Source organism: Niveispirillum sp., assembly GCF_052437035.1.
In the GTDB taxonomy this organism is placed as follows: domain Bacteria; phylum Pseudomonadota; class Alphaproteobacteria; order Azospirillales; family Azospirillaceae; genus Niveispirillum.
In genome coordinates this window covers 45,866-71,703 of sequence record NZ_JBQVOH010000007.1, presented here as the reverse complement: position 1 = coordinate 71,703, position 25,838 = coordinate 45,866, and the positions used below count along the sequence as shown (strand labels likewise).

Annotated in this window: 31 protein-coding genes and 1 tRNA gene; 9 read left to right on the top strand and 23 right to left on the bottom strand. The window is 65.4% G+C overall.

The genetic code is table 11. From position 1 onward, the window contains the following. The first annotated feature begins 15 nt into the window (after positions 1-15). Both folD and ACT6Q8_RS17450 read left to right on the top strand, forming a co-directional pair. Positions 16-930, top strand: coding sequence for a bifunctional methylenetetrahydrofolate dehydrogenase/methenyltetrahydrofolate cyclohydrolase FolD (folD, locus tag ACT6Q8_RS17455; protein ID WP_444733568.1), 915 nt, complete (start codon positions 16-18; stop codon positions 928-930). Further along, positions 927-1,982 (top strand): magnesium transporter CorA family protein, encoded by a 1,056-nt coding sequence (locus tag ACT6Q8_RS17450; protein ID WP_444733569.1) that lies wholly within the window; start codon positions 927-929, stop codon positions 1,980-1,982. The genes folD and ACT6Q8_RS17450 overlap by 4 nt, the downstream gene beginning before the upstream one ends. A gap of 320 nt (positions 1,983-2,302) precedes the next feature. On the opposite strand, the gene ispG is transcribed toward ACT6Q8_RS17450, so the two are convergent. The 14 genes from ispG to ACT6Q8_RS17380 form a co-directional block, all read right to left on the bottom strand. Continuing rightward, positions 2,303-3,424 carry a flavodoxin-dependent (E)-4-hydroxy-3-methylbut-2-enyl-diphosphate synthase gene (ispG, locus tag ACT6Q8_RS17445; protein WP_054168119.1) on the bottom strand — a complete coding sequence of 374 codons (1,122 nt, stop codon included), beginning with the start codon at positions 3,422-3,424 and terminating at the stop codon, positions 2,303-2,305. A 28-nt stretch (positions 3,425-3,452) separates the two neighbouring features. Then, complete coding sequence (locus ACT6Q8_RS17440) at positions 3,453-3,824, bottom strand: helix-turn-helix domain-containing protein (protein ID WP_444733570.1); 372 nt, start codon at positions 3,822-3,824, stop codon at positions 3,453-3,455. Positions 3,825-3,827: 3 nt separating this feature from the next. After that, the gene (locus ACT6Q8_RS17435; protein ID WP_444733571.1) at positions 3,828-4,124 is read right to left on the bottom strand and encodes a type II toxin-antitoxin system HigB family toxin; all 297 of its coding nucleotides are present in this window, start codon (positions 4,122-4,124) and stop codon (positions 3,828-3,830) included. 11 nt (positions 4,125-4,135) lie between these two features. Continuing rightward, positions 4,136-5,344, bottom strand: coding sequence for a helix-turn-helix domain-containing protein (locus ACT6Q8_RS17430; RefSeq protein WP_082372309.1), 1,209 nt, complete (start codon positions 5,342-5,344; stop codon positions 4,136-4,138). Between the two features lie 93 nt (positions 5,345-5,437). After that, the gene (gene ptsP / locus ACT6Q8_RS17425; protein WP_054168123.1) at positions 5,438-7,741 is read right to left on the bottom strand and encodes a phosphoenolpyruvate--protein phosphotransferase; all 2,304 of its coding nucleotides are present in this window, start codon (positions 7,739-7,741) and stop codon (positions 5,438-5,440) included. A gap of 148 nt (positions 7,742-7,889) precedes the next feature. Then, positions 7,890-8,579: a hypothetical protein gene (locus tag ACT6Q8_RS17420; RefSeq protein WP_444733572.1), complete on the bottom strand. Its 690-nt coding sequence runs from the start codon at positions 8,577-8,579 to the stop codon at positions 7,890-7,892. Next, positions 8,576-9,157 (bottom strand): YcbK family protein, encoded by a 582-nt coding sequence (locus ACT6Q8_RS17415; RefSeq protein WP_054168125.1) that lies wholly within the window; start codon positions 9,155-9,157, stop codon positions 8,576-8,578. The genes ACT6Q8_RS17420 and ACT6Q8_RS17415 overlap by 4 nt, the downstream gene beginning before the upstream one ends. Next, positions 9,154-9,852, bottom strand: coding sequence for a response regulator transcription factor (locus ACT6Q8_RS17410; RefSeq protein WP_444733573.1), 699 nt, complete (start codon positions 9,850-9,852; stop codon positions 9,154-9,156). Before ACT6Q8_RS17410 ends, ACT6Q8_RS17415 begins: the two co-directional genes overlap by 4 nt. Next, positions 9,849-10,151, bottom strand: coding sequence for a flagellar motor switch protein FliN (fliN, locus tag ACT6Q8_RS17405; protein ID WP_054168127.1), 303 nt, complete (start codon positions 10,149-10,151; stop codon positions 9,849-9,851). Before fliN ends, ACT6Q8_RS17410 begins: the two co-directional genes overlap by 4 nt. A 200-nt stretch (positions 10,152-10,351) precedes the next feature. After that, a complete protein-coding gene (locus ACT6Q8_RS17400; protein WP_054168128.1) occupies positions 10,352-11,092 on the bottom strand; it encodes a trypsin-like peptidase domain-containing protein in 741 nt (246 codons plus the stop codon). 5 nt (positions 11,093-11,097) lie between these two features. After that, positions 11,098-11,223, bottom strand: coding sequence for a hypothetical protein (locus ACT6Q8_RS17395; protein ID WP_444733574.1), 126 nt, complete (start codon positions 11,221-11,223; stop codon positions 11,098-11,100). A gap of 153 nt (positions 11,224-11,376) precedes the next feature. Then, complete coding sequence (locus ACT6Q8_RS17390) at positions 11,377-12,495, bottom strand: calcium-binding protein (RefSeq protein WP_444733575.1); 1,119 nt, start codon at positions 12,493-12,495, stop codon at positions 11,377-11,379. Between the two features lie 412 nt (positions 12,496-12,907). Continuing rightward, positions 12,908-12,983, bottom strand: a tRNA-Ala gene (locus ACT6Q8_RS17385). A gap of 128 nt (positions 12,984-13,111) precedes the next feature. Beyond that, a complete protein-coding gene (locus tag ACT6Q8_RS17380) occupies positions 13,112-13,516 on the bottom strand; it encodes a TIGR02300 family protein (protein ID WP_444733576.1) in 405 nt (134 codons plus the stop codon). 209 nt (positions 13,517-13,725) lie between these two features. Here ACT6Q8_RS17380 and ACT6Q8_RS17375 point away from each other — a divergent pair, with 209 nt between their 5' ends. Then, positions 13,726-14,343, top strand: a complete 618-nt coding sequence (locus tag ACT6Q8_RS17375) for a hypothetical protein (RefSeq protein ID WP_444733577.1) — start codon at positions 13,726-13,728, stop codon at positions 14,341-14,343. Here the strand turns inward: ACT6Q8_RS17375 and ACT6Q8_RS17370 are convergent, their stop codons facing one another. The 7 genes from ACT6Q8_RS17370 to ACT6Q8_RS17340 all read right to left on the bottom strand — a co-directional run bounded on the left by ACT6Q8_RS17370 (position 14,344) and on the right by ACT6Q8_RS17340 (position 19,436). Continuing rightward, positions 14,344-15,099 (bottom strand): SDR family NAD(P)-dependent oxidoreductase, encoded by a 756-nt coding sequence (locus ACT6Q8_RS17370; RefSeq protein ID WP_444733578.1) that lies wholly within the window; start codon positions 15,097-15,099, stop codon positions 14,344-14,346. A 93-nt stretch (positions 15,100-15,192) separates the two neighbouring features. Next, the gene (locus tag ACT6Q8_RS17365) at positions 15,193-16,173 is read right to left on the bottom strand and encodes a GNAT family N-acetyltransferase (RefSeq protein WP_444733579.1); all 981 of its coding nucleotides are present in this window, start codon (positions 16,171-16,173) and stop codon (positions 15,193-15,195) included. Between the two features lie 10 nt (positions 16,174-16,183). Then, positions 16,184-16,744 (bottom strand): helix-turn-helix domain-containing protein, encoded by a 561-nt coding sequence (locus ACT6Q8_RS17360; RefSeq protein ID WP_444733580.1) that lies wholly within the window; start codon positions 16,742-16,744, stop codon positions 16,184-16,186. Between the two features lie 68 nt (positions 16,745-16,812). Continuing rightward, positions 16,813-17,352, bottom strand: a complete 540-nt coding sequence (locus ACT6Q8_RS17355; protein ID WP_054167929.1) for a hypothetical protein — start codon at positions 17,350-17,352, stop codon at positions 16,813-16,815. A gap of 141 nt (positions 17,353-17,493) precedes the next feature. Next, complete coding sequence (purS, locus tag ACT6Q8_RS17350; protein WP_054167928.1) at positions 17,494-17,736, bottom strand: phosphoribosylformylglycinamidine synthase subunit PurS; 243 nt, start codon at positions 17,734-17,736, stop codon at positions 17,494-17,496. Between the two features lie 34 nt (positions 17,737-17,770). Continuing rightward, positions 17,771-18,535: a phosphoribosylaminoimidazolesuccinocarboxamide synthase gene (gene purC, locus ACT6Q8_RS17345; protein WP_054167927.1), complete on the bottom strand. Its 765-nt coding sequence runs from the start codon at positions 18,533-18,535 to the stop codon at positions 17,771-17,773. A 148-nt stretch (positions 18,536-18,683) separates the two neighbouring features. Continuing rightward, positions 18,684-19,436: an NRDE family protein gene (locus ACT6Q8_RS17340; protein ID WP_444733581.1), complete on the bottom strand. Its 753-nt coding sequence runs from the start codon at positions 19,434-19,436 to the stop codon at positions 18,684-18,686. A gap of 139 nt (positions 19,437-19,575) precedes the next feature. Between ACT6Q8_RS17340 and ACT6Q8_RS17335 the strand changes: the two genes are divergently transcribed. After that, the gene (locus ACT6Q8_RS17335) at positions 19,576-19,896 is read left to right on the top strand and encodes a DUF1476 domain-containing protein (protein ID WP_054167926.1); all 321 of its coding nucleotides are present in this window, start codon (positions 19,576-19,578) and stop codon (positions 19,894-19,896) included. 147 nt (positions 19,897-20,043) lie between these two features. On the opposite strand, the gene ACT6Q8_RS17330 is transcribed toward ACT6Q8_RS17335, so the two are convergent. Continuing rightward, positions 20,044-20,619, bottom strand: coding sequence for a regulatory protein RecX (locus ACT6Q8_RS17330; RefSeq protein WP_054168145.1), 576 nt, complete (start codon positions 20,617-20,619; stop codon positions 20,044-20,046). Between the two features lie 97 nt (positions 20,620-20,716). Here ACT6Q8_RS17330 and ACT6Q8_RS17325 point away from each other — a divergent pair, with 97 nt between their 5' ends. From ACT6Q8_RS17325 to ACT6Q8_RS17310, 4 genes are all read left to right on the top strand, one after another. Then, positions 20,717-21,520 carry an ABC transporter permease gene (locus tag ACT6Q8_RS17325; RefSeq protein WP_054168144.1) on the top strand — a complete coding sequence of 268 codons (804 nt, stop codon included), beginning with the start codon at positions 20,717-20,719 and terminating at the stop codon, positions 21,518-21,520. A 108-nt stretch (positions 21,521-21,628) separates the two neighbouring features. Further along, on the top strand, positions 21,629-22,453 hold the full coding sequence (locus ACT6Q8_RS17320; RefSeq protein WP_054167925.1) for an ABC transporter permease: 825 nt from the start codon (positions 21,629-21,631) through the stop codon (positions 22,451-22,453). Positions 22,454-22,593: 140 nt separating this feature from the next. Beyond that, positions 22,594-23,886 (top strand): GIN domain-containing protein, encoded by a 1,293-nt coding sequence (locus ACT6Q8_RS17315; RefSeq protein WP_444733582.1) that lies wholly within the window; start codon positions 22,594-22,596, stop codon positions 23,884-23,886. An 8-nt stretch (positions 23,887-23,894) separates the two neighbouring features. Then, positions 23,895-24,110, top strand: a complete 216-nt coding sequence (locus ACT6Q8_RS17310) for a hypothetical protein (RefSeq protein WP_156344577.1) — start codon at positions 23,895-23,897, stop codon at positions 24,108-24,110. A 16-nt stretch (positions 24,111-24,126) separates the two neighbouring features. On the opposite strand, the gene ACT6Q8_RS17305 is transcribed toward ACT6Q8_RS17310, so the two are convergent. After that, complete coding sequence (locus ACT6Q8_RS17305; protein ID WP_054167923.1) at positions 24,127-25,188, bottom strand: hypothetical protein; 1,062 nt, start codon at positions 25,186-25,188, stop codon at positions 24,127-24,129. Positions 25,189-25,387: 199 nt separating this feature from the next. Between ACT6Q8_RS17305 and hemJ the strand changes: the two genes are divergently transcribed. Next, complete coding sequence (gene hemJ, locus ACT6Q8_RS17300; RefSeq protein WP_444739412.1) at positions 25,388-25,825, top strand: protoporphyrinogen oxidase HemJ; 438 nt, start codon at positions 25,388-25,390, stop codon at positions 25,823-25,825. Positions 25,826-25,838 lie beyond the last annotated feature (13 nt).

Sequence of the window (25,838 nt, the reverse complement as noted above, 5' to 3'; positions counted from 1 at the left end):
ACGGGGAGACCGGATATGGCCGAGGCACGCATCATCGATGGCAAGGGCTTCGCCGCCGGCTTGCGCGCACGCATCGGCGCCGCCGTGGAGCAGTTGCGCACCACCCATGCCGTGGTCCCCGGTCTGGCCGTCGTGCTGGTGGGTGAGGATCCGGCCAGCGCCATCTATGTTCGCAACAAGGGCGAACAGACCCTTGAGGCCGGCATGCATTCGGTCACCCACCGGCTGGATGCCTCCACCAGCCAGGATGAGCTGCTTCGGCTGGTCAACCAGCTGAACAATGATCCGTCGATCCACGGCATCCTGGTGCAACTGCCGCTGCCCGGCCATATCGATACCCAGGCCGTGCTGTCGGCCATCGATCCGGCCAAGGATGTGGACGGGTTCCATGTGGTCAATGCCGGGCGCCTGTCGGTCGGGCTGCCGGCCCTGGTGCCCTGCACGCCGCTGGGCTGCATGATGCTGCTGAAGGATACGGTGAAGGATCTGCGCGGCATGCATGCCGTGGTCGTGGGAAGGTCCAACATCGTGGGCAAGCCGATGGCGCAGCTGCTGTTGCAGGCCGATTGCACCGTCACGGTCGCCCATTCCCGCACCCGCGATCTGGCCGCTGTCTGCCGTGAGGCCGACATCCTGGTCGCCGCCGTGGGTCGCCCGGAAATGGTCAAGGGTGACTGGATCAAGGAAGGGGCCGTGGTCATCGATGTCGGCATCAACCGCGTGCCGGCCCGTGATCCGGTGGCGGCAGCCGCCGGCAAGACCCGCATCGTCGGCGATGTCTGCTATGCCGAGGCGGCGTCGGTGGCCGGGGCCATCACGCCGGTGCCGGGCGGGGTGGGCCCGATGACCATTGCGTGTCTGCTGGCCAATACCGTCACCGCCGCCTGCCGCAGCGCCGGTGTGCCGCTGCCCGCCGGGATCGGCCTTTGATTACGGCCTACGTCCGGGACGCCAGCGGCCTGACGGCCCAGGCCGTGGGTCCGGGGGATGCCATTCCCCCGGGCGCGGTCTGGCTTGACCTGCTGCACCCGGACGAGATGGAGCGGCTGACCGTTTCCAACCTGCTGTCGGCGGACCTGCCGACCCTGGAAGATATCAACGAGATCGAAACCTCGTCGCGCCTCTATACCGAGGGGGAGGTGGCCTTCATGACCACGCCCGTCATCGTGCGCTCCGCCACGGGCCCACTGGAACGCGGGCTGCTGACCTTCGTGCTGGCGCCGGACCGGCTGGTCACCATCCGCTATACCGAACCGTTGTGGTTCGCCATCTTCGCGGCCCGCGCCCTGAAGCAGCCGGAGCTGGTGACCTGCCCCATTGAGGCGTTCCTGGGCCTGCTGGAGGCCGTGGTGGACCGGGCCGCCGACGTTCTGGAACGGGTCACGGCCGATCTGGACCGGCTGTCGCACAGGGTCTTCGCCGATCACGAGGACCGGACAGTGGAAACGCTGGCCATCCGCGACGGGGCCAAGGCGCCGCGCCATCAGGTGGTGGACCGTACCCATGTGCGCCGCCGTCCACCCACCACCGTGTCGATGCGCGCCGTCATTACCGCCGTGGGCCGCGCCGGCGACCTGACGCAGAAGGTGCGTGACAGTCTGGCCGGCCTGGAACGGCTGGTGGCCTTTGCCACCACCGTAACGGGCCCGCGCATGAACAAGGACCAGAAATCACGGCTGAAGACCATTGGCCGCGACGTGCATTCACTGGTCGAACATGCGGCCTTCCAGGCCATGCAGACCAACTTCCTGCTGGATGCCACGCTGGGCGTGATCAATATCCAGCAGACCAACATCATCAAGATCTTCTCGGTCGCGTCCGTCGCCTTCCTGCCGCCGACGCTGGTGGCCAGCATCTATGGCATGAACTTCGAGCATATGCCGGAACTGGACTGGAGCTTCGGCTATCCGCTGGCGCTGGGCCTGATGGTGCTGTCCGCTGTCCTGCCGCTTTGGTATTTCCGCAAGCGCGGATGGCTGTAATAGCGCGAGCTTGCCGGACGTCAGGGCGTGTTTCCCATCCCCAAGCCCGGCTGAATTCGGAGGCAGCGACAGGTCTGCTCCGGCCAGGAATCGGCTTCGTGCAACCAAATGAAACATAAAACAAGGGGGTGTTCCATGACGCCCCCCCAACGCTGCGAAAGCGGGTAAATTGCGAAGGGGGGCGCAGGTCTGACGATGATGATGTGCATCATAGCGCGGACAGAGCCGGAAGTCAGCAGTTCCGGCCCTGTCCACATCCCCCGCAGGCACATAAAACTTAAGCGTTACCGCTGATCACAGCCAATAGCGGGGATCGGGTATCACTGCCCCGCGCGGATGGCGGCGGCCTTTTCTTCCACCAGCTTTACCAGATGGTCGACGATGGCCTCATCCTTCAGGCGGTGGGCGGGGACGCCGCCCAGATAGACCTGATGTGTGCCCTTGCCGCCGCCGGTGAAGCCGATATCGGTCATGGTCGCCTCGCCCGGCCCATTCACGACACAGCCGATGACGGAGACGGTCAGCGGCGTGGTGATATGGGCTAGGCGCTCTTCCAGCACCTCCACCGTCTTGATCACGTCGAACTGCTGGCGCGCGCAGGAGGGGCAGGAAATGACGGTGACACCCCGGCGGCGCAGGCCCAGGCTTTTCAGCATCTCATACCCGACCTTCACCTCTTCCACCGGATCGGCGGAAAGGGAGACGCGGATCGTGTCGCCGATACCGGACCAGAGCAACATACCCAGGCCGATGGAGGATTTCACGGTGCCGGCGCGAAGCCCACCCGCCTCCGTAATGCCGATGTGAAGCGGGTAATCGCAAGATTCGGCCAGTCCCTGATATGCTGCGACGGCCATGAAGACGTCGGACGCCTTCACGGAGATCTTGAACTCCCGGAAATCATGATCTTCCAGAATCTTGGCATGGGTCAGGGCACTTTCGACCAGCGCCTCCGGGCAGGGCTCGCCATAGCGTTCCAGCAACTCGCGTTCCAGGCTGCCGGCATTGACGCCGATCCGCATGGAACAGCCATGGTCCTTGGCCGCCTGCACCACCTCCCGCACCCGTTCCGCCGACCCGATATTGCCGGGATTGATGCGCAGGCAGGCGGCACCGGCCTTTGCCGCCTCGATGGCGCGGCGGTAATGGAAATGGATGTCGGCCACGATGGGCACCTGTGCCGCACGCACGATCTCACCCAGGGCCGCCGTGCTTTCCTCATCCGGACAGGAGACGCGGACGATATCGGCACCCGCCTCCTCCGCCCGCCGGATCTGCTCGATCGTGGCCTTGGCGTCCGCGGTGGACGTGTTGGTCATGGTCTGCACGGTGATCGGCGCATCGCCCCCCACCAGTACCGACCCGACCCGCACCTGACGGGACTTGCGGCGCTGAATCTGACGCCAGGGACGATGGGCGGCGGGATCGTGGTTGGGGCTCATGATGCTCTTTTGGTCGGTGGATTCAGGGTCAGGCTGCGCGTTTGACGGTGTAGGGGCGCACCAGGATGTCGGTCGGGATATGCAACGCGGCGGAAAGCCGGCGGATCATTGGCAAGGTCAGCGGGCGCTGACGGTTCAACACGTCCGCCACCTTGCCGCGCCCGATCATCGGTTCCAGGTCTTCGGTCCGCAGGCCGCGCTGTTCCATCATGAACAGGATGGCGCTGACCGGGTCGCTGGCCGGGATCGGGTGATGGACCTCCTCATAAGCCTCCACCAGGGTCAGCAGCACCTCCAGCCGGGCGCCGTCATCGCTGTCAGGTGAGGCACCCCACAGCTTGTCGATGTCGGCAAGGGCGGCCGCATGGTCGGCGTCGGATCGGATTGGACGGATTTCCATGTCTCACACCTCCCTGACGTCGATCCTGTCATATTCGGCATGGGTGCCGACCCACTTCACATAGAGGGTCCGGTAGCGATAGTCGATGCCGGCAACCAGCCTGTATTTGTTGCCGGCAATGTTGAAAACAACCCGGTCACCAACGAAGGAGGCTGACCGGAATTGCGCCTTCACCGCCGCAGTATCGGCCCAATCGGCACGCCGGACAATATTGTACCAATCCGTCAGCGGCGTTTCGCTATCGGCCCGCCCCGGCATCTCCCAATGTTCCTTCAGGGTCCGGCGCGAGATGATCCGCATCAGGTGTCCTGTTACCGCGCCGCCAGTGCCTCGGGGGCCAGGGGGACGCTGCGCAATACCTGGGACTTGGCGCCCAGCGGGGCAAGGTCGCGGCCATCCACCGACACGACAAGGCCGCCGGCATTGCCGGTGTTCAGCACCATGCCAGGCACGTCGGGGGCGCGGAACAGGTCGCCCCGGCGCAGCACGCGCGAGGCCCAGAGCGTGCCCTTGCCGTCGCGCACCTCGATCCAGCTATCCTCCACCGCGCGGATGGTGACGCGCACCTTTCCTTCCGCCAGACCGAAGACGCGGCCCGTGGGCACCACCTGTTCGGTGGTCGCGGGCGGGGCGTTGGCGGCCGGCGCGGCGGGGGTACCCGATACCTCACCGGCGGCCACCGGCTCCACATCGGGCGTGGCGGGTTCAGGCGCTGTGGTCGGGGCAGGGGCCTGACCCAGGTCGGGCAGCTGCGGCACCTCGCTATCCTCCTCCGTCGCCGGGCCCTGGGCCACGGGCGTGGTGTCGGTGGCGGGCAGCGGCGTGGCCGAGCTGGCGGGGGGCATGGGCGGGGCGGCGGGCAGGCCGGTCGTCGTGGCCGACCCCACCTCCGGTGCCGATGGCGGTGCTGCCTCCACCAGCGCCTCCACCTGTCCCTGGTTCAGGACGGTGGTGGGGGTGGGCGGCGGCTCCACGACGGTGCCATCGCCATAGATCAGCTTGGACAGGCGTTCCGGCAGGGCCGGAACCAGATCGCCCACCGACCGGTCCGCCGCCGACAGCACATACCAGCCGCCATAGACGCCCAGCGCCAGCAGGGCGGAGATCAGCAGTACGGCCCCGCCGGGTACGCGGCTTTCATTCACGGGTTCGGGGAAATACAGCTCCGGTGCCGGCTCATGCCCTGCCGCATCCTGCTTGAACCGCAGCAGCACGGCACCGGGGTCCAGCCCCACGATCTGGGCGTAGGAGCGCAGGAAGCCCGTGGAATAGGCGTGGCCCGGCAGGTCGGACCAGCGCCCTTCCTCGATTGCTTCCAGGAAGTTCAGGCGGATGCGCAGATTGGCGGCCAGATCGGGCAGGCTGTAGCCCAGCGCCTCACGCCGGGCCTTCAGCGCCTCGCCAACATGGCGGGGGCCCGACGAATGGGCATGGTGCGCCTCTGGCTCCGGTGCCGTTGTGGCCGCACCGCCATTGCGCATGTCGCGCATATCCTGCTGTCGTCCGTACTGGTCGCCCATGGTTCCCCGCCGGCTTTGACCCTGTGCCTTACGCTATTTCTCTTAGCAACGGGGAGCGGGTTCGCGCAACCCACGCGCCCGGTGCTTCCGGCATTACCCCAAGCGGACACCGTGATCAGCCGCATAGGCCTTCAGGTACGGCCGGAGGCTGCGGACGGGCAGGTGATAGAGCTGATCCATATAGGCGGCCAGGTCACCTGCATGCAGCGAGCGCAGCATGCTTTTCACCTCGAAAAAGGCCGGCGCCGACATGGACAGATGGCGCATGCCCACACCCAGCAGGGCCATTGCGTCCAGCGGCTTGCTGGCCATTTCCCCACACAGCGACAAGGTCACCCCCGCCTCCCCGCATTTTTCGACCAGCATTTTCAGCACGCGCAGCAGGGCCGGCGACAGCAGGTCGTAGCGGTTGTTCATCATGGGATTGCCACGGTCGCTGGCGAACAGATACTGCAACATGTCGTTCGACCCGACCGACATGAAATCGACCAGCGGCAGCAGGGCGTCCAGCTGGAACAGCAGGGCCGGCACCTCCATCATCACGCCGACCTTCAGGGCGGACGGACCCGGATTGCCAGCATCCTTCAGACGCTTGACCTCCAGGTCCAGGATGCGGCGGGCCTGGATGAATTCGGCCACCGTGGCGACCATGGGAAACATGATGCGCACGTCACGCCCGGCCCCGGCCATCAGCATGGCGCGCAACTGCTTGCGCAGCATGGAGGGCCGGTCCAGACCGATGCGGATGGCGCGCCAGCCCAGTGCCGGGTTCTCCTCCCCCAGCTCCGGGAAATAAGGCAGGGTCTTGTCACCGCCCACATCCAGGGTGCGGAAATTGACGGGCAGGCCGCCCGCCTCTTCCAGCACCTTGCTGTAATTCTCGAACTGGGTCGCCACATCGGGGTAGGAGGGGCGGACCATGAAGGGGATTTCGGTGCGGTACAGACCGACCCCATCCGCCCCCGTCGTCTTCAGATGCGGCAGGTCGATCAGCAGCCCGCAATTCAGCATCAGCTTCACATCCTGCCCGTCGCGGGTGACGGCGGGCAGTTCGCGCAGCTTGGCATATTCGGCCTGCCGGCGCTGGCGCGCGGCCAGACTGGCCACGAACACGGCCTGGATATCGTCGGCAGGCCGCACGAAGACCTGACCATTGTCGCCATCGACGATCAGGAAATCCAGCGGCTCCACCCGGCGCAGGATGTCGGCGGCCTGTCCCACCACGGGGATGTCCAGGGCGCGGGCCACGATGGCCACATGGCTGTAGGCCGACCCTTCCTCCAGCACCAGCCCGCGCAGGCGGCGGCGGTCATAATCCAGCAGTTCGGCGGGACCCAGATTGCGGGCCACCAGCACGAACTCATCCGGCAGCGTGCCGCCCGTGGCCACGACAGGCTTTCCGGCCAGATGCTGCAACAGCCGGTTGGTGATGTCGTTCAGGTCCAGCAGCCGGTCGCGGATGTAGGGATCGGCCACCTGTGCCATGCGGGTGGAATTGTCGTCCTGCACGCGCTGTACGGCGGCTTCCGCCGTCAGGCCCGACCGGATCGCCTCCCGGATGCGGTTCAGCCAGCCGCGGTCGGCAGCAACCATGCGGTAGGTCTGCATGATCTCGGCATGTTCGCTGTCAGACTCGCCCACGGCGATCAGCATCTGATCGATGGCCGAATGCATGCTGGTCACGGCCTCTTTCAGGCGCGCCAGCTCCGCCTCCGGATCATCGGCCACCATCTGCCGGATGGTCAGCTGTGGCCGGTGCAGCACGGCCACGCCCATGCCCACGCCCCGGTTCAGGCTGGTGCCCTCCACGCGCGACGGCAGCAGGACCAGATCATTGACCACCGACAATTCGCGGCTGTCGACCAGTTCGCCCACGACCACCAGTTCGGCCACGATCATGGCGATGGTCTGTAAAGTCTCCACTTCCTGTTCGTCATAATCGCGGCGGTCCTTGTGCTGGATGGCCAGCACGCCGCGTACGCGGCCCCCGCGCACAATTGGCACGGCCAGGAAGCCATTGAACGGGTCTTCACCCGTTTCGGGACGATAGGCGAAATTGGGATGGCTGGGCGCATTGGCCAGGGCGATGGGTCGCGAATGGGCCGCCACATCGCCGATCAGACCCTCGCCCACCCGCATGCGGGTTTTGTGCACGGCGTCCGGGTTCAGACCGATGGTGGCGAACAGTTCCAGCACCTCGCCCGCGCGCATGACGTAGCAGGAGCACACGTCGGCGGCCATCTCATGGGCGATGGTCATCACGATCTTGTCGAGCCGGTCCTGTGCCGACCCGCTGCCCGCCATGACATCGCGCAACCGCGCCAGCAGGCGCCGCGCGCCGGCTGCGGGATCGGGGCTGCGCCCCACCTCCGGCACGATGGCCGGGGTGCCGCTCATCATCGTCATGGCCTGACCAGTTCCATCCGCGAAGCACCGGACCCGACCCCCAGGAATGGGCAGCCGGTCGCCGTATCCCTACCACATGAAGCGCGCCATCACACGGGTGGAATGGCGGTCACGAGTGCTTAAATGGGGTAGGTCATGGTCACAGATCAGGAAGCTGCAACGGTAAGTCCGCGCGGCAGTCGCCGTTGGCCAGGGCGTCGCGCAGGCCCTGGAACAGCACCGACAGGGCCAGATCACGGTTGGGCAGGCGGATCAGGTCGCCATCGGCGTCCAGTTTCAGGCCCTGGCGGGCGGCCTGCGCCTGAAACGCCTTGGCGATGGGTTCCTGGCCGGAATGGCTGACCCCGCACTGGACCAGGGCCAGGCGCGGGGCGTCGGTGCCCTGTCGCATCAGGGCGAAGAAGGCGAAGAGGTAGTGTTCCTCTGCATTGCCCACGCCCTCGGTCAGGGTGCGGGCCAGATCCTTGGCATGGCGGGTGCCGTGCAGCAGCCGTTCCAGCCCGGCCTGGGTCACGCGGCCCTGAGCCAGGAAGACAGCACGCGCCTCCCCGCCCGGCACCTGGATGCGGGTCAGCGGGATGTCGGGCACGGGTTCGAACGCGATAGAGCCGACGCGGCCGCCCGGCGCGCTGACCACATAGCGCATGCCCACCCGCATCTTCTCCTCGGTGACGGTCAGCGTGTCGCCGGTGCCGGTGGGCAGGTCGCGGGGTACCGCCCCGGCGGGCAGCTCATTACCGGTGGGCAGGATGGGCACGCGCGCCGTCAGGACCGGTTTGCACCCGGTCAGCGGCAGCAGAATGGCAAGCGCGAGCAGCCAGCGCCTCATCGCGTTTTCCAGGTGCGGTTGGGGCCTGTATCAATATGGGTATGGCCGGTCGAAGGGTAATAGGCGGCGCCGCCCCGTTGCATGGTTTTCGCAATTTCGCCCAGGGCCGGGCCGGGCAGGACTGGCACCTTGAAATCCATGGCCCGGCCCTGCAGGTGATAGCTTTCGCGGGCGGCATTGGGATTGTCGCGCACCAGATCGGCATTGGTGCCGGGGGAACGGAACCCGTCCGTCACCTGTACCTCCGTGGAAGGCGGAAGGCCCGTGCGCTGCAACAGGTCGAACATGAAATCCATCAGCAGCGGGTCGATGCGCCCCACCTGCCCCGTCCGTCGGTCGCGCAGCAGCAGTTCGATCTTCTGCATGGCGCGCGGGTCATAGGCATTGTTGTAGAAATAGACCACATCCGCGCGTTCACCGCTTTTGGCATGGAACAGCACGATGCGCCGCACCGCCGGCAGGGGCGGAAGGTCGGGCGGCAACCCTTCCTCATCCTCCGGCCTTGGACCGGATGAGCAGGCGGCGAGTGGCGACAGGGCGAACAGGGCCAGCAGGGCACGGCGGGAAGGGGGCGTCATGCCGGCAAAGGCTCCAGCGTCAGTCGATAGCCGCCATCCACCCGCAGCAGCAGGGGATCTTGGCCCAGGCCCGTCCGGATTTTGCGGCGCAGGCGGTAGATATGGGTTTCCAGCGTGTGGGTATCGATGCCGGCGCCATAGCCCCAGACATTGTCCAGCAGGTCCTGCCGCGCGGCCATGCCGCCGCAACGGCAGAGATGATCCAGGATCTGCGTTTCCTTTTCCGTCAGGCGGATGGCGGTACCGTCCCCCCTTTCCAGCCGCTTGGCCGCCGGCAGGAAATGATAGGGGCCGATCCGTACCGACAGGGCGGTCGCCGCCTGCACGATCGCCGCCTGACGCAGCAGCGCTTTCAGCCGGGCCAGCAGCGTGCCCAGGCGGATCGGCTTGTCCTGATGATCATCCGCCCCCGCCGGCACGCCCATGCCCGCCGGCAGCAACAGGACCAGCGGCCCCGTCAGGCCGCCTGCCCGCAGCGCCGGGATCAGGCCTTCAGCGGCCAGCACCCCGTCCAGCAGGGCGGCATCGGCGCCATGATCGGCCAGGATGGCCAGCGCCGCCTCCCCCGTGGCCGCAGGCACAGGCAGCATTCCTTCCTGCTGTGCCAGCTGTTCGGCCAGGGTCTGGCGCAGTGCGGCGTCCGGATCAATCAGAAGGATGCGTTTGGGCGCATTGTCCATGACAGCCCCGGTCATTCACCGGGGCCGGGGCCCAGCGGTTCACGCCCACGGGTGGCCTGGGGCATCAGTTCCACAATGGTCAGGCCCAGACGGCCATCGACCACCACCAATTCACCCCGCGCCACCATACGGTCATTGACATAGACATCCACCGGGTCGCCCACCACGCGCTCCAGATCCACCACATCGCCCGCCCCCATGCGCAGAAGCTGGCTGATGCGCAGCCGGCGGCGGCCCAGGCGGACCGACACCTGGACCGGTACGGACAGGATGGAGGAACGGTCGAGATCGTCGCCGGACATCGGGTCGGGCATAGGCAGCAGTTCTTTCCACGGGCGATGGGAAAACTCGTCGCGGCGACTATAGGCTATTTCCGCAATGCGGGGAAAGCCTTGCCCGCATTATACCAGCTGCTGAAAATGCCGACTCATCGGCATTTTCAGCTTCGGCGGCATGGGCCGCCGCCGCGCCAGTCGGCGCGGATGCTAACGGTCAAGAATTTTGACCGTTAGTATTAGGGTGCAGAAAGCGCCTTGATGGCGCTGTCCAGCCCGTCGGGCCAGATGGCCAGATTGCCGGCCTGGGCGGTAATGCCGACATTCACGCCGCCCACCCGCCATTGCCCATCGGTGTGGACCAGCAGCGGCCCGCCGCTGGTGCCCCGGCTGGCCGAACAGGAATGGAAGATCAGCATTCCACCCGGTCCCGCCGGTTTGCCTTGTGCCGTTACTGCACAATCCCGGTCGGCCATCAGCAGATGCACACGATCCTGGCTGAACCCGGCCAGGGCCACGCTGTCGCCGGCTGCGGCGGCGCGGGGGGCGGGGGCCAGGACGGGGACATCCGCCGGCCCCGACAGGCGCAGAAGGGCCCAGTCATGGCGCACACTCTCCCCCGGCTTCGTCCCATCATAGGCGGCGGGGACGTGCAGGACATCGACCGTCAGGTGGGTCTTGTAATCCCCCCGCTCATATCCCAACAGCACATGCAGTGACCCTGCCTGTAGCAAGCGGCGGGTGCGGGGATTGTAAAGGCAATGGGCGGCGGTCAGCACCAGACGGGGGCCGATCACGGTGCCGGTGCATTTGCCGCCGATATTGGTCTGTACCCGCGCGATGCTGTTCCAGGGCGGGCCGGTAATATCGACAATCTGGCGGCTGTCATCCGCCGCAACGCCTGGCGCACGCGTCTGCTGTGCCGAACCTGGAATGGTCAGCGTGGCGAAGGTCAGGATCAGGGCCGTCAGGTGGCGCATGGGGATCAGAAGGGGCTGCTGTCCCCGCCGCCGGGATCACCACCGGCCAGGAACATCCAGATGGCGTAATAGAAGACACCGGCAAAGGGCAGGCCAACCAGCATGCCCAGCAGCATATAAACAACATACATGACGCACCTGTATAAAAGCGGCTGCGCGGATAAGGGAATGGCCGCCCGGTCACCGGCACGGCCACCCTTCACTGCTACGCCCCGTTCTGCCCCCTGTCGCGGGACAAAACGACGCGGTTGTCGCGGCTTTTTTGTTCCCATCTGGCGATGGTGTCACCCGATCCAGTCCAGCGTGCTGTTCGACAGCTGGGCCAGACGGCCCTGGTCGGCGCCGATATGCAGGAAATGCAGCAGCGGGTTCATGCCGCTGGCCCCGACATCGTCATTGGTCTCCAGATAGGCGCGGGTATTGAAATAGGCCGACGGGTCGCGCCCTTCCTTCCAGCCGTAATTGCTGTAATGCGACCAGGCCGTGGTCTGCCCGCGCGCCACGGCGGCGGCCACATCCCTGTTGTTGGCCAGATAATAGTCCGTGTCGAACAGGGCATTGGGATCACGCCCCTCCCGTTCCCCGAACTGGCGGAAATGTTCCAGGCCGCTGGCGATGCTGCCATTGCGGACGGCATTGGCCACGTCGGCATTCATGGACAGATACAGCTTCTCGTCAAAGCCGGTGCGGGCTGTGCCGGGCGTGGGCAGGCTGTTGACCAGCACATCCAGGCCGAACACCACCAGTTCGACCCCGGTCAGGGTGTCGACGCCATCGCCATTCACGCTGCTGACGGTAATGCCGCCATTGGCGTCCCGGATATAGGCATGGTCACCGCCGATGAAGCCCAGGCGCCCTTCATAACGGACCACATCCAGCCCATCATTGCCGAAGATACGGTCATCGCCGGCCCCGCCGATGATGACATCGTCACCGATGCCGCCGGCCAGGTCATCATTGCCGGCCCCGCCATAGAGCGTGTCATTGCCGGACCCGCCGGACAGCAGGTCGTTGCCGTCACCGCCCTCCAGGACATCATCGCCGCCATTGCCCAGCAGCGTGTCATTGCCGACCATGCCCTTGATGACATTGTTCAGGGCGTTGCCCGCGATGGTGTTGTCCATACGGTTGCCGATGCCGATCAGGGCGCCGGCACTGGCCGGGTTGGGCTGATGCCCGCGCGTGGCATAGTCCAGGACCAGATCCTCCACAAAGTCGGGGAGGACGTAGTCGATATGGGTGACCACCACATCGTGGCCACCATCCTGCAGCTCCCGCACCATGGTGCCGTAATGCAGGACATCATAGATATCGTCACCGGCGCCGCCGGCCAGCGTGTCGCGCGGCGACTGGGAAAGCAGCGTATCATCGTTGGGCGTACCCGCCCGCAAGCTACCAGACATTTTCTCTCGATCCACAAAGGATGGTTGCCGCCCCTGCATTTGGATTTACCCGCCCGATCATGGCTTCGCCGTGACCGGCCTGGGGCCGATCCGTGAATTCATATCCGTTTTGGCTAGTCCATTCGGGGTTGGGATTTCGACAACCAAGTAACGCCCCTGGCCGGCACTTATAGGGGCAAGATTGTAACAGGGCAAAGGCCGCCCGAGACCGGTGGCATGGAGCCACTGGGCGGGTGTTACTTGCAAATCTGCAAACAATGGAGCCGGAGCAGGACAAAATCGCGACGGTGATGGGGGAAAAGCTGGATGATCGGCCTTGGTGGCCCCATTCTCCCGGCCCGAAGTGGCCCCGTCATCTGTCCGCACCCCAAAACGACAAAGGCCCCGCCGTCACCGGCGGGGCCTCTGAATTTGGTGGAGCCAAGCGGGATCGAACCGCTGACCTCTACAATGCCATTGTAGCGCTCTCCCAGCTGAGCTATGGCCCCGAAACTTTTGGCGCTGTCTGGGTCGTCGGCGCCGTGCGCGGGTTTATCTAGAAACTCGCGCAGGGATGCAAGCAGAAAATTCGGGCCGGTGACGGATTTCTGACATCGCCGGCCCAAATGGCGGAGGATCAGACCTCCTCCTCACCCTCGACATCGACCACTTCGCCCATGTCGTCGCCGTCATCCAGCTCGTCGGCATCTTCCAACAGGACGTCCTCGTCCTCGACCACGCCGTCATCGACCTCGTCGGCTTCCAGCGCGTCGGCGACATCGACATCGTCATCGGCGATATCGGCGGCCTCGTCCAGTTCCTCCTCGACCTCCGTATCCAACGCTTCCTCATCGTCACGCGGGGCGACCACCTTCTTGGTGTCCTCCACCGGCATGGGACGGGCGCGGCGCGACTTCAGCAGCGCTTCGGGATCGAACACGGTACCGCACGACGGGCAGGTCGGCGGGTCCTTCTTCATGTCATAATAACGCCCGCCGCAATTCGGGCAGATGCGCTTGATACCCCACTCGGCCTTGGCCACGGCAATACCTCCGTCAATCACGCGCGCCAGGACATGCGCCGCGGTTCAGGCCGCATCTGCCATGGCTTCGCGCCCCTGTCAAACGGAACTGTCACGGTTCGCGCGTGGTGCGGCCATGCGGGGCCTTTGAAACGGGGCCGGCATGCTTTGCGGTGCCGTCCGTCCATGCTATGCCCGGTCCCCATAAATCCTCCACCGAAGGCCGGATCATGTCTGCGATCGACCTGCCCTCCCTGGCCCTGATCCTGGCCGCCCTGGCGCGGGGCGGCGCGCATGTGCATGTCCGTGACACGGACGGGCTGGACGCGCTGGCGCATGCTCTGACGGCCCTTGGTGCCATGGTTGAGAGGGCGGAGGCCTGGCGGATACAGGGAAGGGGGATGGGTGGATGGCGCGAACCGGGCCGGGTCCTGGAACTGGGGCCGCGACCGGGGGCGGTGCCGCTGCTGGCCGGCGCGCTGGCTGCGCATGATGTCACAGCCGTTCTGGCCGCCGAGTCGGTGTCGCTGGCGGGGCTGCGCCCGGCGCTGGAACGGGTGGGCGCGCGACTGACCCTGCGCCGGGCTGACCTGCTGCCGGGTGCCATCACCGGCACGCCATGGCCGCTGCCGGCCCTGCATGAAGGGCTGGGTGCGGCGGAAGGGATGGGCCTGCTGCTGGCCGGGCTGAACAGTCCGGGGCGGACGGGTGTTACAATGCTGCCGGAGATGGAACCGGCGCTGGACCTGCTGCGCCGGTTCGGGGCCGGGGTCCATGTGGAGGACGGGAATGCCTGGGTGACGGGTTACCCGGACCTGACGGGGCCGGATGATCCGATCCATGCGTAATTACAGCATCACGGCCCCGCCGCAGGGGCTGATGCACTGGCCGATCATGTGGTGGGCATCGTCGGACGCCAGGAACAGATAGGCGGGCGTGACATCATCGACGCTGCCCAGGCGCTGGCTGGGCAGGGCGCGGCGCAGGGCGTCCACCCCGGCCTGGGCCACGGCGGACCCCGCCTTGGGATCGATAGCGCCGGGGGCCACGCAGTTGGCGGTGACGTTGCGTGGGCCGATATCGTGGACCAGGCTGCGCGTGAAGCCCAGCAGCGCACCGGCGGCGGCGCCATAGAGCGTGTAGCCGGGGGCGCCGTGATAGGCGACATCCGATACGGTGGTAACGATCCGCCCGTAATTCTGCGCGAACATCAGCGGCAGGATCATGCGCGTCATCATGAAGGCCGAGCGCACATTGGCCGCCATCACCATGTCGAACTGTTCTGCCGTGGTGTCGATGAAGGAGATGGCGGGCCGCAGCCCGGCATTGTTGACCAGGATATCGACGCGGCCCAGGCCCGTGACGGCGGTTTCCACCAGCCCATAGGCGCCGTCGGCATTGGTCACGTCGGTGCGCAGCGCCAGCACGCGGCGACCGTGGCGCTCCACCTCCCGCGACAGTTCGCTGACGGCATTGGACTGGGCGTCATCCTCATATTGCAGGATCAGGTCGGCCCCTTCGCGGGCAAAGGCCAGGGCCACGGCCCGACCGATATTGTTGCCCGCCCCCGTGATCAGGGCCACGCGATCCGTCAGCCGTGCCATCTCCCACTCCCCCCAAACACTGGTATCCACTGGGCCGCATCCTGACCAGATGCGCCCTTTGCGTCAACCTGTACGGGCGGCAGTGGGTTTGGCCTACAATATCTTGCCAAAACAGGCGGATTCCGACCGTCCCTGATAGGAACCGTAGTTAGGGACAAGCCGGTAGCCATGGCGGCGGTAGAAGGAGACAGCCCGGTCATTGGCCCAGCGTGTTTCCAGCACCAGCCGGCGATAGCCCAGCCGCCGCGCCCCATCCTCCAGAAAGGACAGAACCGCGGCACCCACGCCGGCGCTGCCCGGCACGGCATACATGCGCTTAATCTCCGCCACCTCCCCCTCCAACGGTCGCACGGCACCGCAGCCCATGGGCACCCCGTCCAGACGCGCCAAGGCGAACAGGGATCGGTCTGCCACCGCGTCCCATCCGGCCAGCCCGCCGCGCCCGTCGCTGCCGAAACGGGCGGCCAGATCGGCGGACAGGGCGTCGATCAGGGGGATGGCGTCTTGGGCATCGGGGCTGGCCGGTTCGATGGTCAGGCCGGCGGGCGCTACGGGCAGTTGCCGATACATGACATGGGTCGTGTGGCTGCTGCCGTCGCCATTCAGGGCATAATCCGGGATGGTGCCGCAGCTTTGCCAGCCCAGGCGGGCATAAAGCCGTTCGGCATCATCGCCTTCCCGCGTGTCCAGCACCAGAAGCCGGCGGCCCTTGGACCGTGCCACCTCCTCCGCGCGTTTCAGCAGGCTGGCCGCCACCCCCTGACGCCGCGCATCGGGATGCACCAGCATCTTGGCAATCTCCGCCCGGTGCGTGCCGTTGACCTGTGGTGCCAGCGCCAGGGTGACGGTGCCGATGATGTGGCCCGTTTGCGTCACGGCCAGCAATATCTGCTTCTCCCCCGACCGCACGGCCCCTTCCTGCCCGCGCCAGAAGGCGGCGGCGCTGTCCAGGTCCAGGGGCGGGATGAAGCCGACGGCGGCCCCGTTGGCGACGCACGCAGCCAGAACCTGGGCAAGATCCGGTACTGCCGCCGCGAAATCCGCCGCGCCAGCCGTGACGATGTCGTAACGCATGAATGAACCCTCAGGGTCGGGTGATGGCAATGATGTAGCGGCTGGGCGTGTCACCCAGCGCGTGGAAGCGCGAGGCGCCATAAAGCCGGAAGCGCAGGACATCGCCCGGCTCCAGCACATGCGCGACCCCGTCCAGCCGATATTCCAGCCGGCCTTCCAGCAGCCAGATATGCTGTTCCAGGCCCGGCACGGGCGGGGCGTCATAATCGATGATGGTACCAGCCGGCAGGGTGCCATGGATCATCTCCGTCTCCAGCCCGGATGCGGGCGGCGACAGGGAGCGGCGCACGAAGCCGTTGGTCGGATCGGTCCAGACGGGCTGGTCGCCTGCGCGGATCAGCAGGGCGGGTTCGGCCTCCACCTCCGCCAGAAGGCGGGACATGGGGCGGCCATGGGCGGCGCAGAGCTTGCCCAGCAGGCTGGCCGTGGGGCTGCTCTCCCCCCGCTCCAGCCGGGACAAGGTGGCCTTGGGCACACCGCTGCGCGCCGCCAGATCATCCAGCGACCAGCCGGCATCACGGCGCAACTGGGCCAGACGCGCGGCCAGACGTGTATCAATGTCGTGTTCCATAAACGAGATAAAATCTCATTTATGGAACACGGTCAAGGGGGATATGGATGGAAGCAGACAGGAAGTGCTTACTTCACCCGGCGGACCTTGATGATGCCGGTGACGCCGTCGATGGTCATGGTGAAGCTGCCGAACATGCCCTTTTCGATCTTCACTTCCTTGCCCGGCTTGGCATTGGCGATGGAGCGGGCGACGACCTGGGACCAGACCTGACCATTGTCGAGGGTGAAGGTGTAGCGGTCCACGGTCTGCTGGCTGACGCTGGTCAGCGTGGCCGTGATGCTTTCGGCTTCCTGCGCCACCGTGCCGGCGGGGGCATCCTTGCGGTCGATGCGTTCGGCGCCGAAGGCCTGTTCCTTGTTCACGGGTGCGGCGACGGCGGGTGCTGCCGGTGCCACAGGGGCCGACGGGGCGGCGGGCGGCTGCGGCGTGTGGCGCAGGGCCGGAACCGTACGGTCGTAACAGGCCAGACGGGCGCCATTATCGACGATGCCCAGGCATTTCAGCACATCATCCTGACCTGCAGCCGATGCCGGCAGGGTCAGCGATGCGGGGGCCGCCAGGATCAGGGCGGCGGCAAGCAGGCGGGGCAGGGGGCGTTCGCGCATCGGGTCAGGTTCCCAAGATAGGATGTTTTTTGGAACCCTGGCCGCAAACATCCCCTGCCGACAAGCAAAAAGGGACGTCCGAAGACGTCCCTTTCCATTCGCATCACGGCCGGTGCCCGCCTTGGCGGCGAACCCGCGTGATCAGGCCACCAGTTCGATCGAGTAATTCTCGATCACGGTGTTGGCCAGCAGCTTGCGGCACATTTCCTCGATCTGGGCCTTGGCCTTGGCCGGGTCGGTCTCGGCGACCTCCAGCTCGATCAGCTTGCCCTGACGGACTTCGCCGACGCCATCGAAACCCAGATTGGTCAGGGCATGGCCGATGGCCTTGCCCTGCGGGTCCAGCACGCCGTTCTTCAGCGTCACAACGACCTTGGCCTTCATGGGAGAAACCTTTTCAGCAATGGAAGATCAAAACTTACTGCACCAGCTTGGGCGCGGTATGGTCGCCGGGGCCGGCCTCGGGCAGGATGCCCAGGCGGCGGGCCACTTCCTGATAGGCCTCGGCGACATTGCCAAGGTCCTGGCGGAAACGGTCCTTGTCCAGCTTCTCGTTGGTCTTGGCGTCCCACAGACGGCAATTATCCGGGCTGATCTCGTCGGCCAGGATGATGCGCATCTCTTCATTTTCATAAAGCCGGCCGAACTCCACCTTGAAGTCCACCAGCTTCAGGCCGATGCCCAGGAACAGACCATTCAGATAGTCGTTGATGCGCAGCGCCAGCGACAGCATGTCGTCCAGATCCTGCGGAGCCGCCCAGCCAAAGGCCGTGATATGCTCCTCGGAGACCATCGGGTCGCCCAGTTCGTCGTTCTTGAAATAATATTCGACGATGGAGCGCGGCAGGGGCGTGCCCTCGGGGATGCCGAAACGCTTGGTCAAGGACCCGGCGGCGATATTGCGGACCACCACCTCAATGGGGATGATCTCCACCTCGCGCACCAACTGCTCACGCATGTTGAGGCGGCGCACGAAATGGTTGGGGATGCCAATCTCGCCCAGCTTCGTCATCAGATATTCACTGATGCGGTTGTTCAGGACGCCCTTGCCCGTAATCGTGCCCTTCTTCTGGGCATTGAAGGCGGTCGCGTCGTCCTTGAAGTACTGGACCAGGGTGCCAGGCTCAGGGCCTTCATACAGAATCTTGGCCTTGCCTTCGTAGATGCGCCGGCGTCGCGTCATGGGTCTGGTGTCCAGCAATCGTTCCAGCCAAAGGGAGACGGACCCGCATGGCAAAACCAGCGGGTCCGGTGCTCAACCCTATAGCAAGCAACGCGCCCCCGCACAATGAAACCAGCGATGCGGGCGGGTCAGTGCTGGGTGGCGGTGATCAGAGGGCGACAGGCGCGAACGCCACCTGATCGGGCCGTCCGGGCGCGAACAGGAAGCGTGGCTTCATGCCCAGACGGTCGATGGAGGGCAGGGCGACCAGGGCGGAACTGCCCGTCTCGAACCCGCTGGGCGTCACGATGCACATGGCCCCGCGCGGGCCGGCATCCCCATCCCAGATGCGGCTGCCCAGCAGTGGCGTCCAGCCGGACCAGTCATCCTGTGCGGGATCGGGTGCCGGTGCCGCCTGGAACAGGGGCCGGAAGAAGCGCAGGCGGGGATGGTCCGGGTCGTTCAGGTCGCAGGCCGCGATCATGGACAGGCCCACCGGGACCGTCTCCACCCGCACCCGCCGGCTTTCCCCGGTCAGGGACAGGCAGAAGGCGTCGCGATTGTCGGCCACCACAAGGTTGAAGGGCCGATAGGCGCGGCCATCCAGATGGGCCAGGGCCTCGGCGGCGCTGGCGGCATCGGCATGGTCCAGGGCATCCAGCACCAGTTCGCCCCGCGACCGCTTGCCCGCCATTGGCCCCAGCGTGCCTTCACGGTTCAGCACGGTGGCCACGACGCCATGGTCGTTCAGACCCAGCCAGGACCCGCCCGCAATCTCATCGATGCCGGCCATCACCTCTGGCCGGTCGGGCCAGTGGCGGGCCGGCGGCTTCCAGGGCCGCCCCTTCATCTCGTCCCTGTTGCCAGCCAGCAGCAGGGGCCAGTCATGGCCGGGGCGGCGCAGGATCACAAGTGTACACATGGCGGCATTGACCTTCAAAAATTCCCCATGGCTCACCATCCTAAAGGTGAGGACGATGCGTCAGGTGATGGCTTATGTCACATCTGCCGTATATAAGGGCCAAGGCTCTATCGTTCGACCTGCCTGCAGAGGATTAAAAATGACGACGTTCGACGAACGCGAACAGGCCTTCGAAAACAAGTTCAAGCATGACGAAGAACTGCTGTTCCGTATCAATGCCCGCCGCGCCAAGCTGGCCGGCCTGTGGGCCGCCGGCCTGCTGGGTCTGAGCGGCGACGATGCCGCCGCCTATGCCAAGCAGATCGTGACCGTTGATTTCGAGGAGCCGGGGCACAAGGATATTGTCCGCCGCATCCTGGCCGATTTCCGGGCCAAGGGCGTGGACGTGTCCGAGCATCGGATCGAAAAAGAACTGAACGACCTGCTGGAAACGGCGCGTCAGCAGATCCAGAGCGAGTAGTCAGGCTAGAGCGCGCTCTAGCCTTTCGTTCTCCTCAAGCGCCGGCGCGGCATCCGCCGCTTGGCTTTCGCGGCACGTGCCGCGCGGCGGCAGTCGCCGCCGGAGCTGTTTTCGGTTAACCAAAAACAGCTCTTGTGTGGGGGAGGGCTATTCCTCCCCCTCCTTGTCGATCACCCGCCGCGCGGTTTCCAGGTCGAACCCGGCCCGCGCCATGGCGGCGATATCCTTGTCGCGCCGGGCCCGCGCCTCTTCCTCCGACAGGCCCCGGTCGGGACGGAAGCCGCCCAGCCGGCGGCGGCGGGCATAGGCGAGCGCCGCGTTCCATTCCGCCTCCCCCTCCTCGGCCCCTTCCAGGCTGCCCAGCGCCTTTTCCACCTGATCGCCGTCCAGACCCTTGGCCATCAGCTTCTGGCGGATGACCCGTGTGGACCCGCCGCGCCGTTGCAGGCCCGACGCCTTCATTTCCGCATAAAGCCCGTCATTCAGCAGACCAGAGCGGACATAGCGCGCGATCAGTGCGTCGACCCATTCCCGCCCCTCCTGCGGGTCGGTGTCGTGCGCCTTGGCCGAGGCATCGACGCGACGCAGCAGCAGCCGGCGCAGATTGGCCGACGAACTGGCGAACCGTTCCAGATAATGCAGGGCCGCCCGGTCCAGATAGGCCGCCGTCACCTTCTTCACCACCTTGCGCCCGTTTCCTGCCCGCCCCGTGTCGTCCGTCACTGCCAATCCCCTGCCTTCGCGCCATCATTGCCGCCGACCGGATGCCCGTATAGTGTCGGGCACCTCATTTCCGCTGCCCCGGAAGATCCCGAAAGCCATGTCGCAACCGACCCTCCCCATGCCCCGCGCCGTCGGCGCCGTCAACTGGATCGGGCTTGCCACCCTGATCCGCAAGGAAGTTCACCGGTTCCTGAAGGTCTGGGTACAGACCATCGCCGCCCCCGTCGTCACCACGCTTTTGTTCTACGCCGTCTTTGCGCTGGCGCTGGGCGGGGTGGTGCGGATGGTGGGGGATGTGCCGTTCCTGCTGTTCCTGGCGCCCGGCCTGATCATGATGGCCATTGCCCAGAACGCCTTTGCCAATTCCTCCTCCTCGGTCCTGGTGGCCAAGGTGCAAGGCAATATCGTCGATGTGCTGATGCCGCCGATTTCCGCCCTGGAACTGACCGCGGCCTATGTCATCGGCGGTGTGGTGCGCGGGGCCATTGTCGGGCTGGTCACGGCCCTGGCCATCGCCTTGTTCATCCCGTTGCAGCTGCATTCGGTGGGTTTCATCCTGTTCCACGGGGTGGCGGCGGCCTCGCTTCTGGCGCTGCTGGGGCTGATCGGGGGCATCTGGGCCGACAAGTTCGACCATATGGCCGTCGTCACGAACTTCATCGTGACGCCGCTCTCCTTCCTGTCGGGCACCTTCTATTCCATCGACAGCGTGCCGCCGGCCTTCCGCTTCATCGCGCATCTGAACCCGTTCTTCTATTTCATCGACGGTTTCCGCTATGGCTTCATCGGCCAGACGGACGGGACCCTTGTAACGGGCATCCTGGTGATGCTGGGCATCAATCTGGTCCTGGGCTTTGTGGCCTGGCGGATGATCGACAAGGGTTACAAGCTGAAGGCGTGAGGGTGTGGTTGATGTCGCATGCGCTGCGCTTATGCGACCTACGGCCCGTTTCGCAGGTCGCATAAGGCCGGTGAGGCCGCATGCGACAACTGAAAAGGAAAGCTGGGAATGAGCTTGGAACAGACGCGCGGCCCCGCCGGCGCCTTCAATCCCGCGATCAGCCGGCAGGTGCCCGGTTTCCACTGGGTGGCGTTCCTGACGCTGTGCCGGCGCGAGCTGCGGCGCATGGTGAAGATGGCGGCGGCCTTCCTGATCGCGCCGGCCCTGATGGCGGGCATCTATTTCGTCTGTTTCCTGTTCGGGCTGGGGCCGCAGCGGGGCACGCCAGAGGGCGACGCGGTGCTTTCCTATCTGGTGCCGGGCCTGATCATGCTGTCGATCCTGCTACGCTCGGCGGAAAATGGCGGCTTTATGCTGCTGTACAGCAAGATCGAGGGCCATATCATCGATGAGCTGATGGCCCCCATCGGCGCGCGGGAGGCGGTGCCCGCCTATCTTCTGGCGGGCGTCGTGGCCGGCATGGGCAGCGGCATCGTGGTCTGGATCGCGTCCTTGTTCTTCTGGCCGCTGCCGGTGGCCAACCCGCTGGCGGCGCTTGGCTTTGCGCTGGCCGGGTCGCTGTTCATGGCGCTTTGCGGTCTGCTCTGCGGTATGGCCAGCACCAAGTGGGACCATATCTCCGCCTATTTCACGTTTCTGTTCACGCCGCTCTCCTTCCTGTCGGGCCTGTTCGCGCCGGTCGAGTCGATGCCGGAAACGCTGGGGACCATCGTGCGGCTGAACCCGATCTTCCATGCCATGGAGGGGTTCCGCCACGGTATCCTGGGCGGGGCCATGCCCTGGGGATCGGCGCTGTTCCTGCTGGTGGCCATCGTCCTGCTCTATGCGCTGGCAGCAAGGCTTTATTCGGCGGGATGGCGGATGAAGAGTTAAGCGTTCGTAACAATCCGTTATCATCGGTTACCAAGGCCGGATATTTGTAAACCCCCTGCAAATGCGGCGGACAGGGGGCCGGGCCAGCCGCATTATCCAAGGCGAGACACGGGTAACCGATGAAGTACAGGAACCGACCCATGGATGGCGCCCTTTCCAGCACCCCGCCCAGCAGCCTTTCCAACCGCCCGCGCCTGACCCCCGGCGTGCCTGCCGGTGGCATCGCTGCCATCCTGGTGGCGATGGGCGTCATCGGCTGGGGCCTGGCCGCCGGTGACATTGATGGCCCGCAGGAACGTCATGGGTCGCATTTCGACATCAACATCCCCGAACCGCCGGAGCCACCGGAACCCCCAGAGCCGCCGGATGTGCGCGTGAATGTCGATGTAAACCCGCAGATGGTGGAACGCGCCGTGCGCGATGCCATGCGCGGGGTGGATGTCGATGCCGCCCGGATGCAGGGTCTGCGAGAGGCGCAGGCAGGGCTTGCCGATGCCCAGCGCGAGCTGGCCGCCGCCCGCGAGCAGTTGCAGCGTGAAGGCAAGGACGTGCCCGCCATCGCCGAGGGTGCCCTGCGTATGGCGGAACTGGGTGTGGCCGCCGCCGCCGGTGCCGCCAAGGGCGCGCAGGCCCAGACCCAGCAGGGCGAAGGCAGCATCATGCAGTCCTTCGATGCGCCCAAGGGCGTGCAACTGGTCAATATCGGCGGCGACATCACCATCGAACGTTCAAGCCGCGCCGACAAGGTGCGGGTGGAGATCGACAGCGGCGCCAGCAACATGGACCTGGACGTCAAGGATGGCGTGCTGACTGTCCGGGGCCGGAACGATCCCCATGTTGGCAATACCGATATCCGCCTGACCATGCCCACCGATACCGATTTGACGGTGGCGGGCCTAGCCGGCGACCTGTCCATCGGTGGCCGGTCCGATGCCAAGCTGTCGGTGCAGTTGCTGCGTGGCGACGTGTCGGCGGAACGGGTGGGTGCGCTGTCGGTCGATATCCTGGAATCGGGTACCGTGTCCGTCGAACGTGTGGAGGGGCCGCTAAATTTCCGGGTACAGGGGGCAGGCGAACTGTCGGTGGAGCGGGCGGAAACGGCCAAGCTGGATGTGAATGGCCATGCCAATGTCTCGCTGGGTCGCGTGGAAAACGGGCTGGCCATCTCCATCGCCGGCCATTCGGAAATGGATATCGGTCGCGTCAATGGTCCCGTCCGCATCGATTTTCCCGGCGCCGGTCGCGTCAGCATCGGCGAGGGCGAGGCGGAGCTGGAAGCACGGGTGACGGGTGCCGGCTCGCTGGAATTCAACGGCACCGCCATCAACCCCACGGTGGTGGCGTCAGGCGCCGGCAATGTCCGCATCGCCAGGCATGAGGGCAAAGCCAATGTCCGCAATACCGGTGTCGGCAATACCTATGTCGGTGATTGAGGCGTGAGGTGAAGCGTCCCCCGCCGAAAGCGCACCCAATCAGCACCGCCCCCCAGGCGGGGGAGTTGGATGGGCGCATCCGGCAGGGGGAGATTGAAAGGCTACGCCGTCAGGCCAGCGACAAGGGTTTCAAGGAACAGGTGCAGCGGGCGGCCAAGGCCAAGGGGGAGGACCCCTATCAGCTTCTGGCAGACGCGATCCGCAAGATGCTGCGCGGGGAATAGAGGCGTCCATCGCCCCTCACTTCATGCCGCTGGCCGCGTTTTCGATGGCCAGGATATGGTCCAGGCCCGGCAGGATTTCCGAGCGGATGAATTCCACGCGCTTGTTGGGCCCGGCCCCGCCCTGCGGGAAACGTGCCTTCCACAGCGCCATCTTGACCGCCAGACCGCACAGCACGCCGCCGATGGTGACGTGGTGGCTTTCGATCTGATGGCGCACCGACCGGAAGCTCTCGGCGCTGATATCGTTCCAGAAATCCTTGGACCGGCGGTCGAACGCCTCGAACCGGCCCGTGATGGAGGTGGTTATGGAGGTTAGTTTCGACTGCACATCTGACAGCATCTTCATGATGTTGCGGTCGCGCGCGATCAGTTCGGATGCCTTCGGTTCCATCGCCCATTTCATGAACCGCTGCACCTCCGGCACGATGCCGTCCAGGCAGGACCGGAAATAGGCCAGCGACAGGAAGACGTCGCCATAATCCTCCAGAAAGTCCGGGATCTCGTTCAGCTTCACCTTCAGCTTTTCCGACAGAAGCCGCAGGTTGGACAGCGCCTCCTCCCGGTCGGGATTGGCCAGCATGGCCAGGATGTCCGACACGTCGCTGATTTGCCGCTGTTCGCCGCCATAGACCTGCTGCAGCAGGGGGCGCGTGAAATCCTTCATATAGCCGGTCAGTTCGGCACGCTTGCTGTCCGACAATTGCAACGCCTTGGCATCATTCACGGCGATGCCGACACGCCGCAGCTCCTTGCGCAGCGTATAGACGTCAAAGCTGTTGATGCGGACCAGCTTGCTGATCTGCACCATATCGACGCGCAGGGTCTTGCTGTGGCTGGGAAACAGGCTGCCAAGATGGTCGGGGCTGATCTGGCCGCTGCCGGTGGACCGGTCCTGGAAGATTTCCACGACGGTTTCCAGCCTCGCATTCTTGATCAGCTTGGCACGGCGCAGGCCCGGCGTTTCCAATGGCAGCATGGCCATGGGAAGGATATGCAGCGAATCGCGCGACGCGTCATCGAACTGGATGACCTCGGCTTCCCCTTGTTCGGGGGCGTCGGTCTGGGCGGTATCGGCCATATCGGTTCCCGGGGGCCTGGATGGCCGGAGGTTTTGTTAGCGGCAACCTAGCACGCATCCGCGTGTATGCAAGGCGTTCCCTTGTCGCGGACGTGGCATGGTGCTTGGTGAAGAGGTGGTCCGATGCTATTTAGCCGGGGTAAGAACCGGTGGGCAAATGTCCATCGGGATATCCAGGACGAAACGGGGAAGGTGCGGCGTGGGTGACTATTATCTGTGGATCAAGGCCCTGCATGTCATCAGCATCATTGCCTGGATGGCGGGCATGCTCTATCTGCCGCGCCTGTTCGTCTATCATTGCGCGGCCGAGCGCGGGTCTGTGCAGTCGGAAACCTTCAAGGTGATGGAACGCCGCCTGTTGAAGGCCATCATCAACCCGGCCATGGGCGGGACCTGGATTTTCGGTATCGCCATGATCGCCCTGAACCCCGACCTGATGAAGGGCCAGGGCTGGCTGCATGCCAAGCTGGCGCTGGTCCTGCTGATGTCGGGCGTGCATGGGGTGCTGGGCAAGCATGTGCGGTTGTTCGCCAATGATGCCAACACCAAGCCGGCCAAGTTCTTCCGCATCCTGAACGAGGTGCCGACCGTCCTGATGATCGGCATCGTCATCCTGGTGATCGTGCGACCGTTCTAAGCGGTGCCTGCCC

What these genes read in the sequence shown, in the direction of transcription:
- folD (WP_444733568.1), top strand. Translation starts at nt 16, where the DNA reads ATGGCCGAGGCACGCATCATCGATGGCAAGGGCTTCGCCGCCGGCTTG.
- ispG (WP_054168119.1), bottom strand. Translation starts at nt 3,424, where the DNA reads ATGAGCCCCAACCACGATCCCGCCGCCCATCGTCCCTGGCGTCAGATT.
- ACT6Q8_RS17440 (WP_444733570.1), bottom strand. Translation starts at nt 3,824, where the DNA reads ATGGAAATCCGTCCAATCCGATCCGACGCCGACCATGCGGCCGCCCTT.
- ACT6Q8_RS17435 (WP_444733571.1), bottom strand. Translation starts at nt 4,124, where the DNA reads ATGCGGATCATCTCGCGCCGGACCCTGAAGGAACATTGGGAGATGCCG.
- ACT6Q8_RS17430 (WP_082372309.1), bottom strand. Translation starts at nt 5,344, where the DNA reads ATGGGCGACCAGTACGGACGACAGCAGGATATGCGCGACATGCGCAAT.
- ptsP (WP_054168123.1), bottom strand. Translation starts at nt 7,741, where the DNA reads ATGAGCGGCACCCCGGCCATCGTGCCGGAGGTGGGGCGCAGCCCCGAT.
- ACT6Q8_RS17420 (WP_444733572.1), bottom strand. Translation starts at nt 8,579, where the DNA reads ATGAGGCGCTGGCTGCTCGCGCTTGCCATTCTGCTGCCGCTGACCGGG.
- ACT6Q8_RS17415 (WP_054168125.1), bottom strand. Translation starts at nt 9,157, where the DNA reads ATGACGCCCCCTTCCCGCCGTGCCCTGCTGGCCCTGTTCGCCCTGTCG.
- ACT6Q8_RS17410 (WP_444733573.1), bottom strand. Translation starts at nt 9,852, where the DNA reads ATGACCGGGGCTGTCATGGACAATGCGCCCAAACGCATCCTTCTGATT.
- fliN (WP_054168127.1), bottom strand. Translation starts at nt 10,151, where the DNA reads ATGCCCGACCCGATGTCCGGCGACGATCTCGACCGTTCCTCCATCCTG.
- ACT6Q8_RS17400 (WP_054168128.1), bottom strand. Translation starts at nt 11,092, where the DNA reads ATGCGCCACCTGACGGCCCTGATCCTGACCTTCGCCACGCTGACCATT.
- ACT6Q8_RS17395 (WP_444733574.1), bottom strand. Translation starts at nt 11,223, where the DNA reads ATGTATGTTGTTTATATGCTGCTGGGCATGCTGGTTGGCCTGCCCTTT.
- ACT6Q8_RS17390 (WP_444733575.1), bottom strand. Translation starts at nt 12,495, where the DNA reads ATGTCTGGTAGCTTGCGGGCGGGTACGCCCAACGATGATACGCTGCTT.
- ACT6Q8_RS17375 (WP_444733577.1), top strand. Translation starts at nt 13,726, where the DNA reads ATGTCTGCGATCGACCTGCCCTCCCTGGCCCTGATCCTGGCCGCCCTG.
- ACT6Q8_RS17370 (WP_444733578.1), bottom strand. Translation starts at nt 15,099, where the DNA reads ATGGCACGGCTGACGGATCGCGTGGCCCTGATCACGGGGGCGGGCAAC.
- ACT6Q8_RS17365 (WP_444733579.1), bottom strand. Translation starts at nt 16,173, where the DNA reads ATGCGTTACGACATCGTCACGGCTGGCGCGGCGGATTTCGCGGCGGCA.
- ACT6Q8_RS17360 (WP_444733580.1), bottom strand. Translation starts at nt 16,744, where the DNA reads ATGGAACACGACATTGATACACGTCTGGCCGCGCGTCTGGCCCAGTTG.
- ACT6Q8_RS17355 (WP_054167929.1), bottom strand. Translation starts at nt 17,352, where the DNA reads ATGCGCGAACGCCCCCTGCCCCGCCTGCTTGCCGCCGCCCTGATCCTG.
- purS (WP_054167928.1), bottom strand. Translation starts at nt 17,736, where the DNA reads ATGAAGGCCAAGGTCGTTGTGACGCTGAAGAACGGCGTGCTGGACCCG.
- purC (WP_054167927.1), bottom strand. Translation starts at nt 18,535, where the DNA reads ATGACGCGACGCCGGCGCATCTACGAAGGCAAGGCCAAGATTCTGTAT.
- ACT6Q8_RS17340 (WP_444733581.1), bottom strand. Translation starts at nt 19,436, where the DNA reads ATGTGTACACTTGTGATCCTGCGCCGCCCCGGCCATGACTGGCCCCTG.
- ACT6Q8_RS17335 (WP_054167926.1), top strand. Translation starts at nt 19,576, where the DNA reads ATGACGACGTTCGACGAACGCGAACAGGCCTTCGAAAACAAGTTCAAG.
- ACT6Q8_RS17325 (WP_054168144.1), top strand. Translation starts at nt 20,717, where the DNA reads ATGTCGCAACCGACCCTCCCCATGCCCCGCGCCGTCGGCGCCGTCAAC.
- ACT6Q8_RS17320 (WP_054167925.1), top strand. Translation starts at nt 21,629, where the DNA reads ATGAGCTTGGAACAGACGCGCGGCCCCGCCGGCGCCTTCAATCCCGCG.
- ACT6Q8_RS17315 (WP_444733582.1), top strand. Translation starts at nt 22,594, where the DNA reads ATGGATGGCGCCCTTTCCAGCACCCCGCCCAGCAGCCTTTCCAACCGC.
- ACT6Q8_RS17305 (WP_054167923.1), bottom strand. Translation starts at nt 25,188, where the DNA reads ATGGCCGATACCGCCCAGACCGACGCCCCCGAACAAGGGGAAGCCGAG.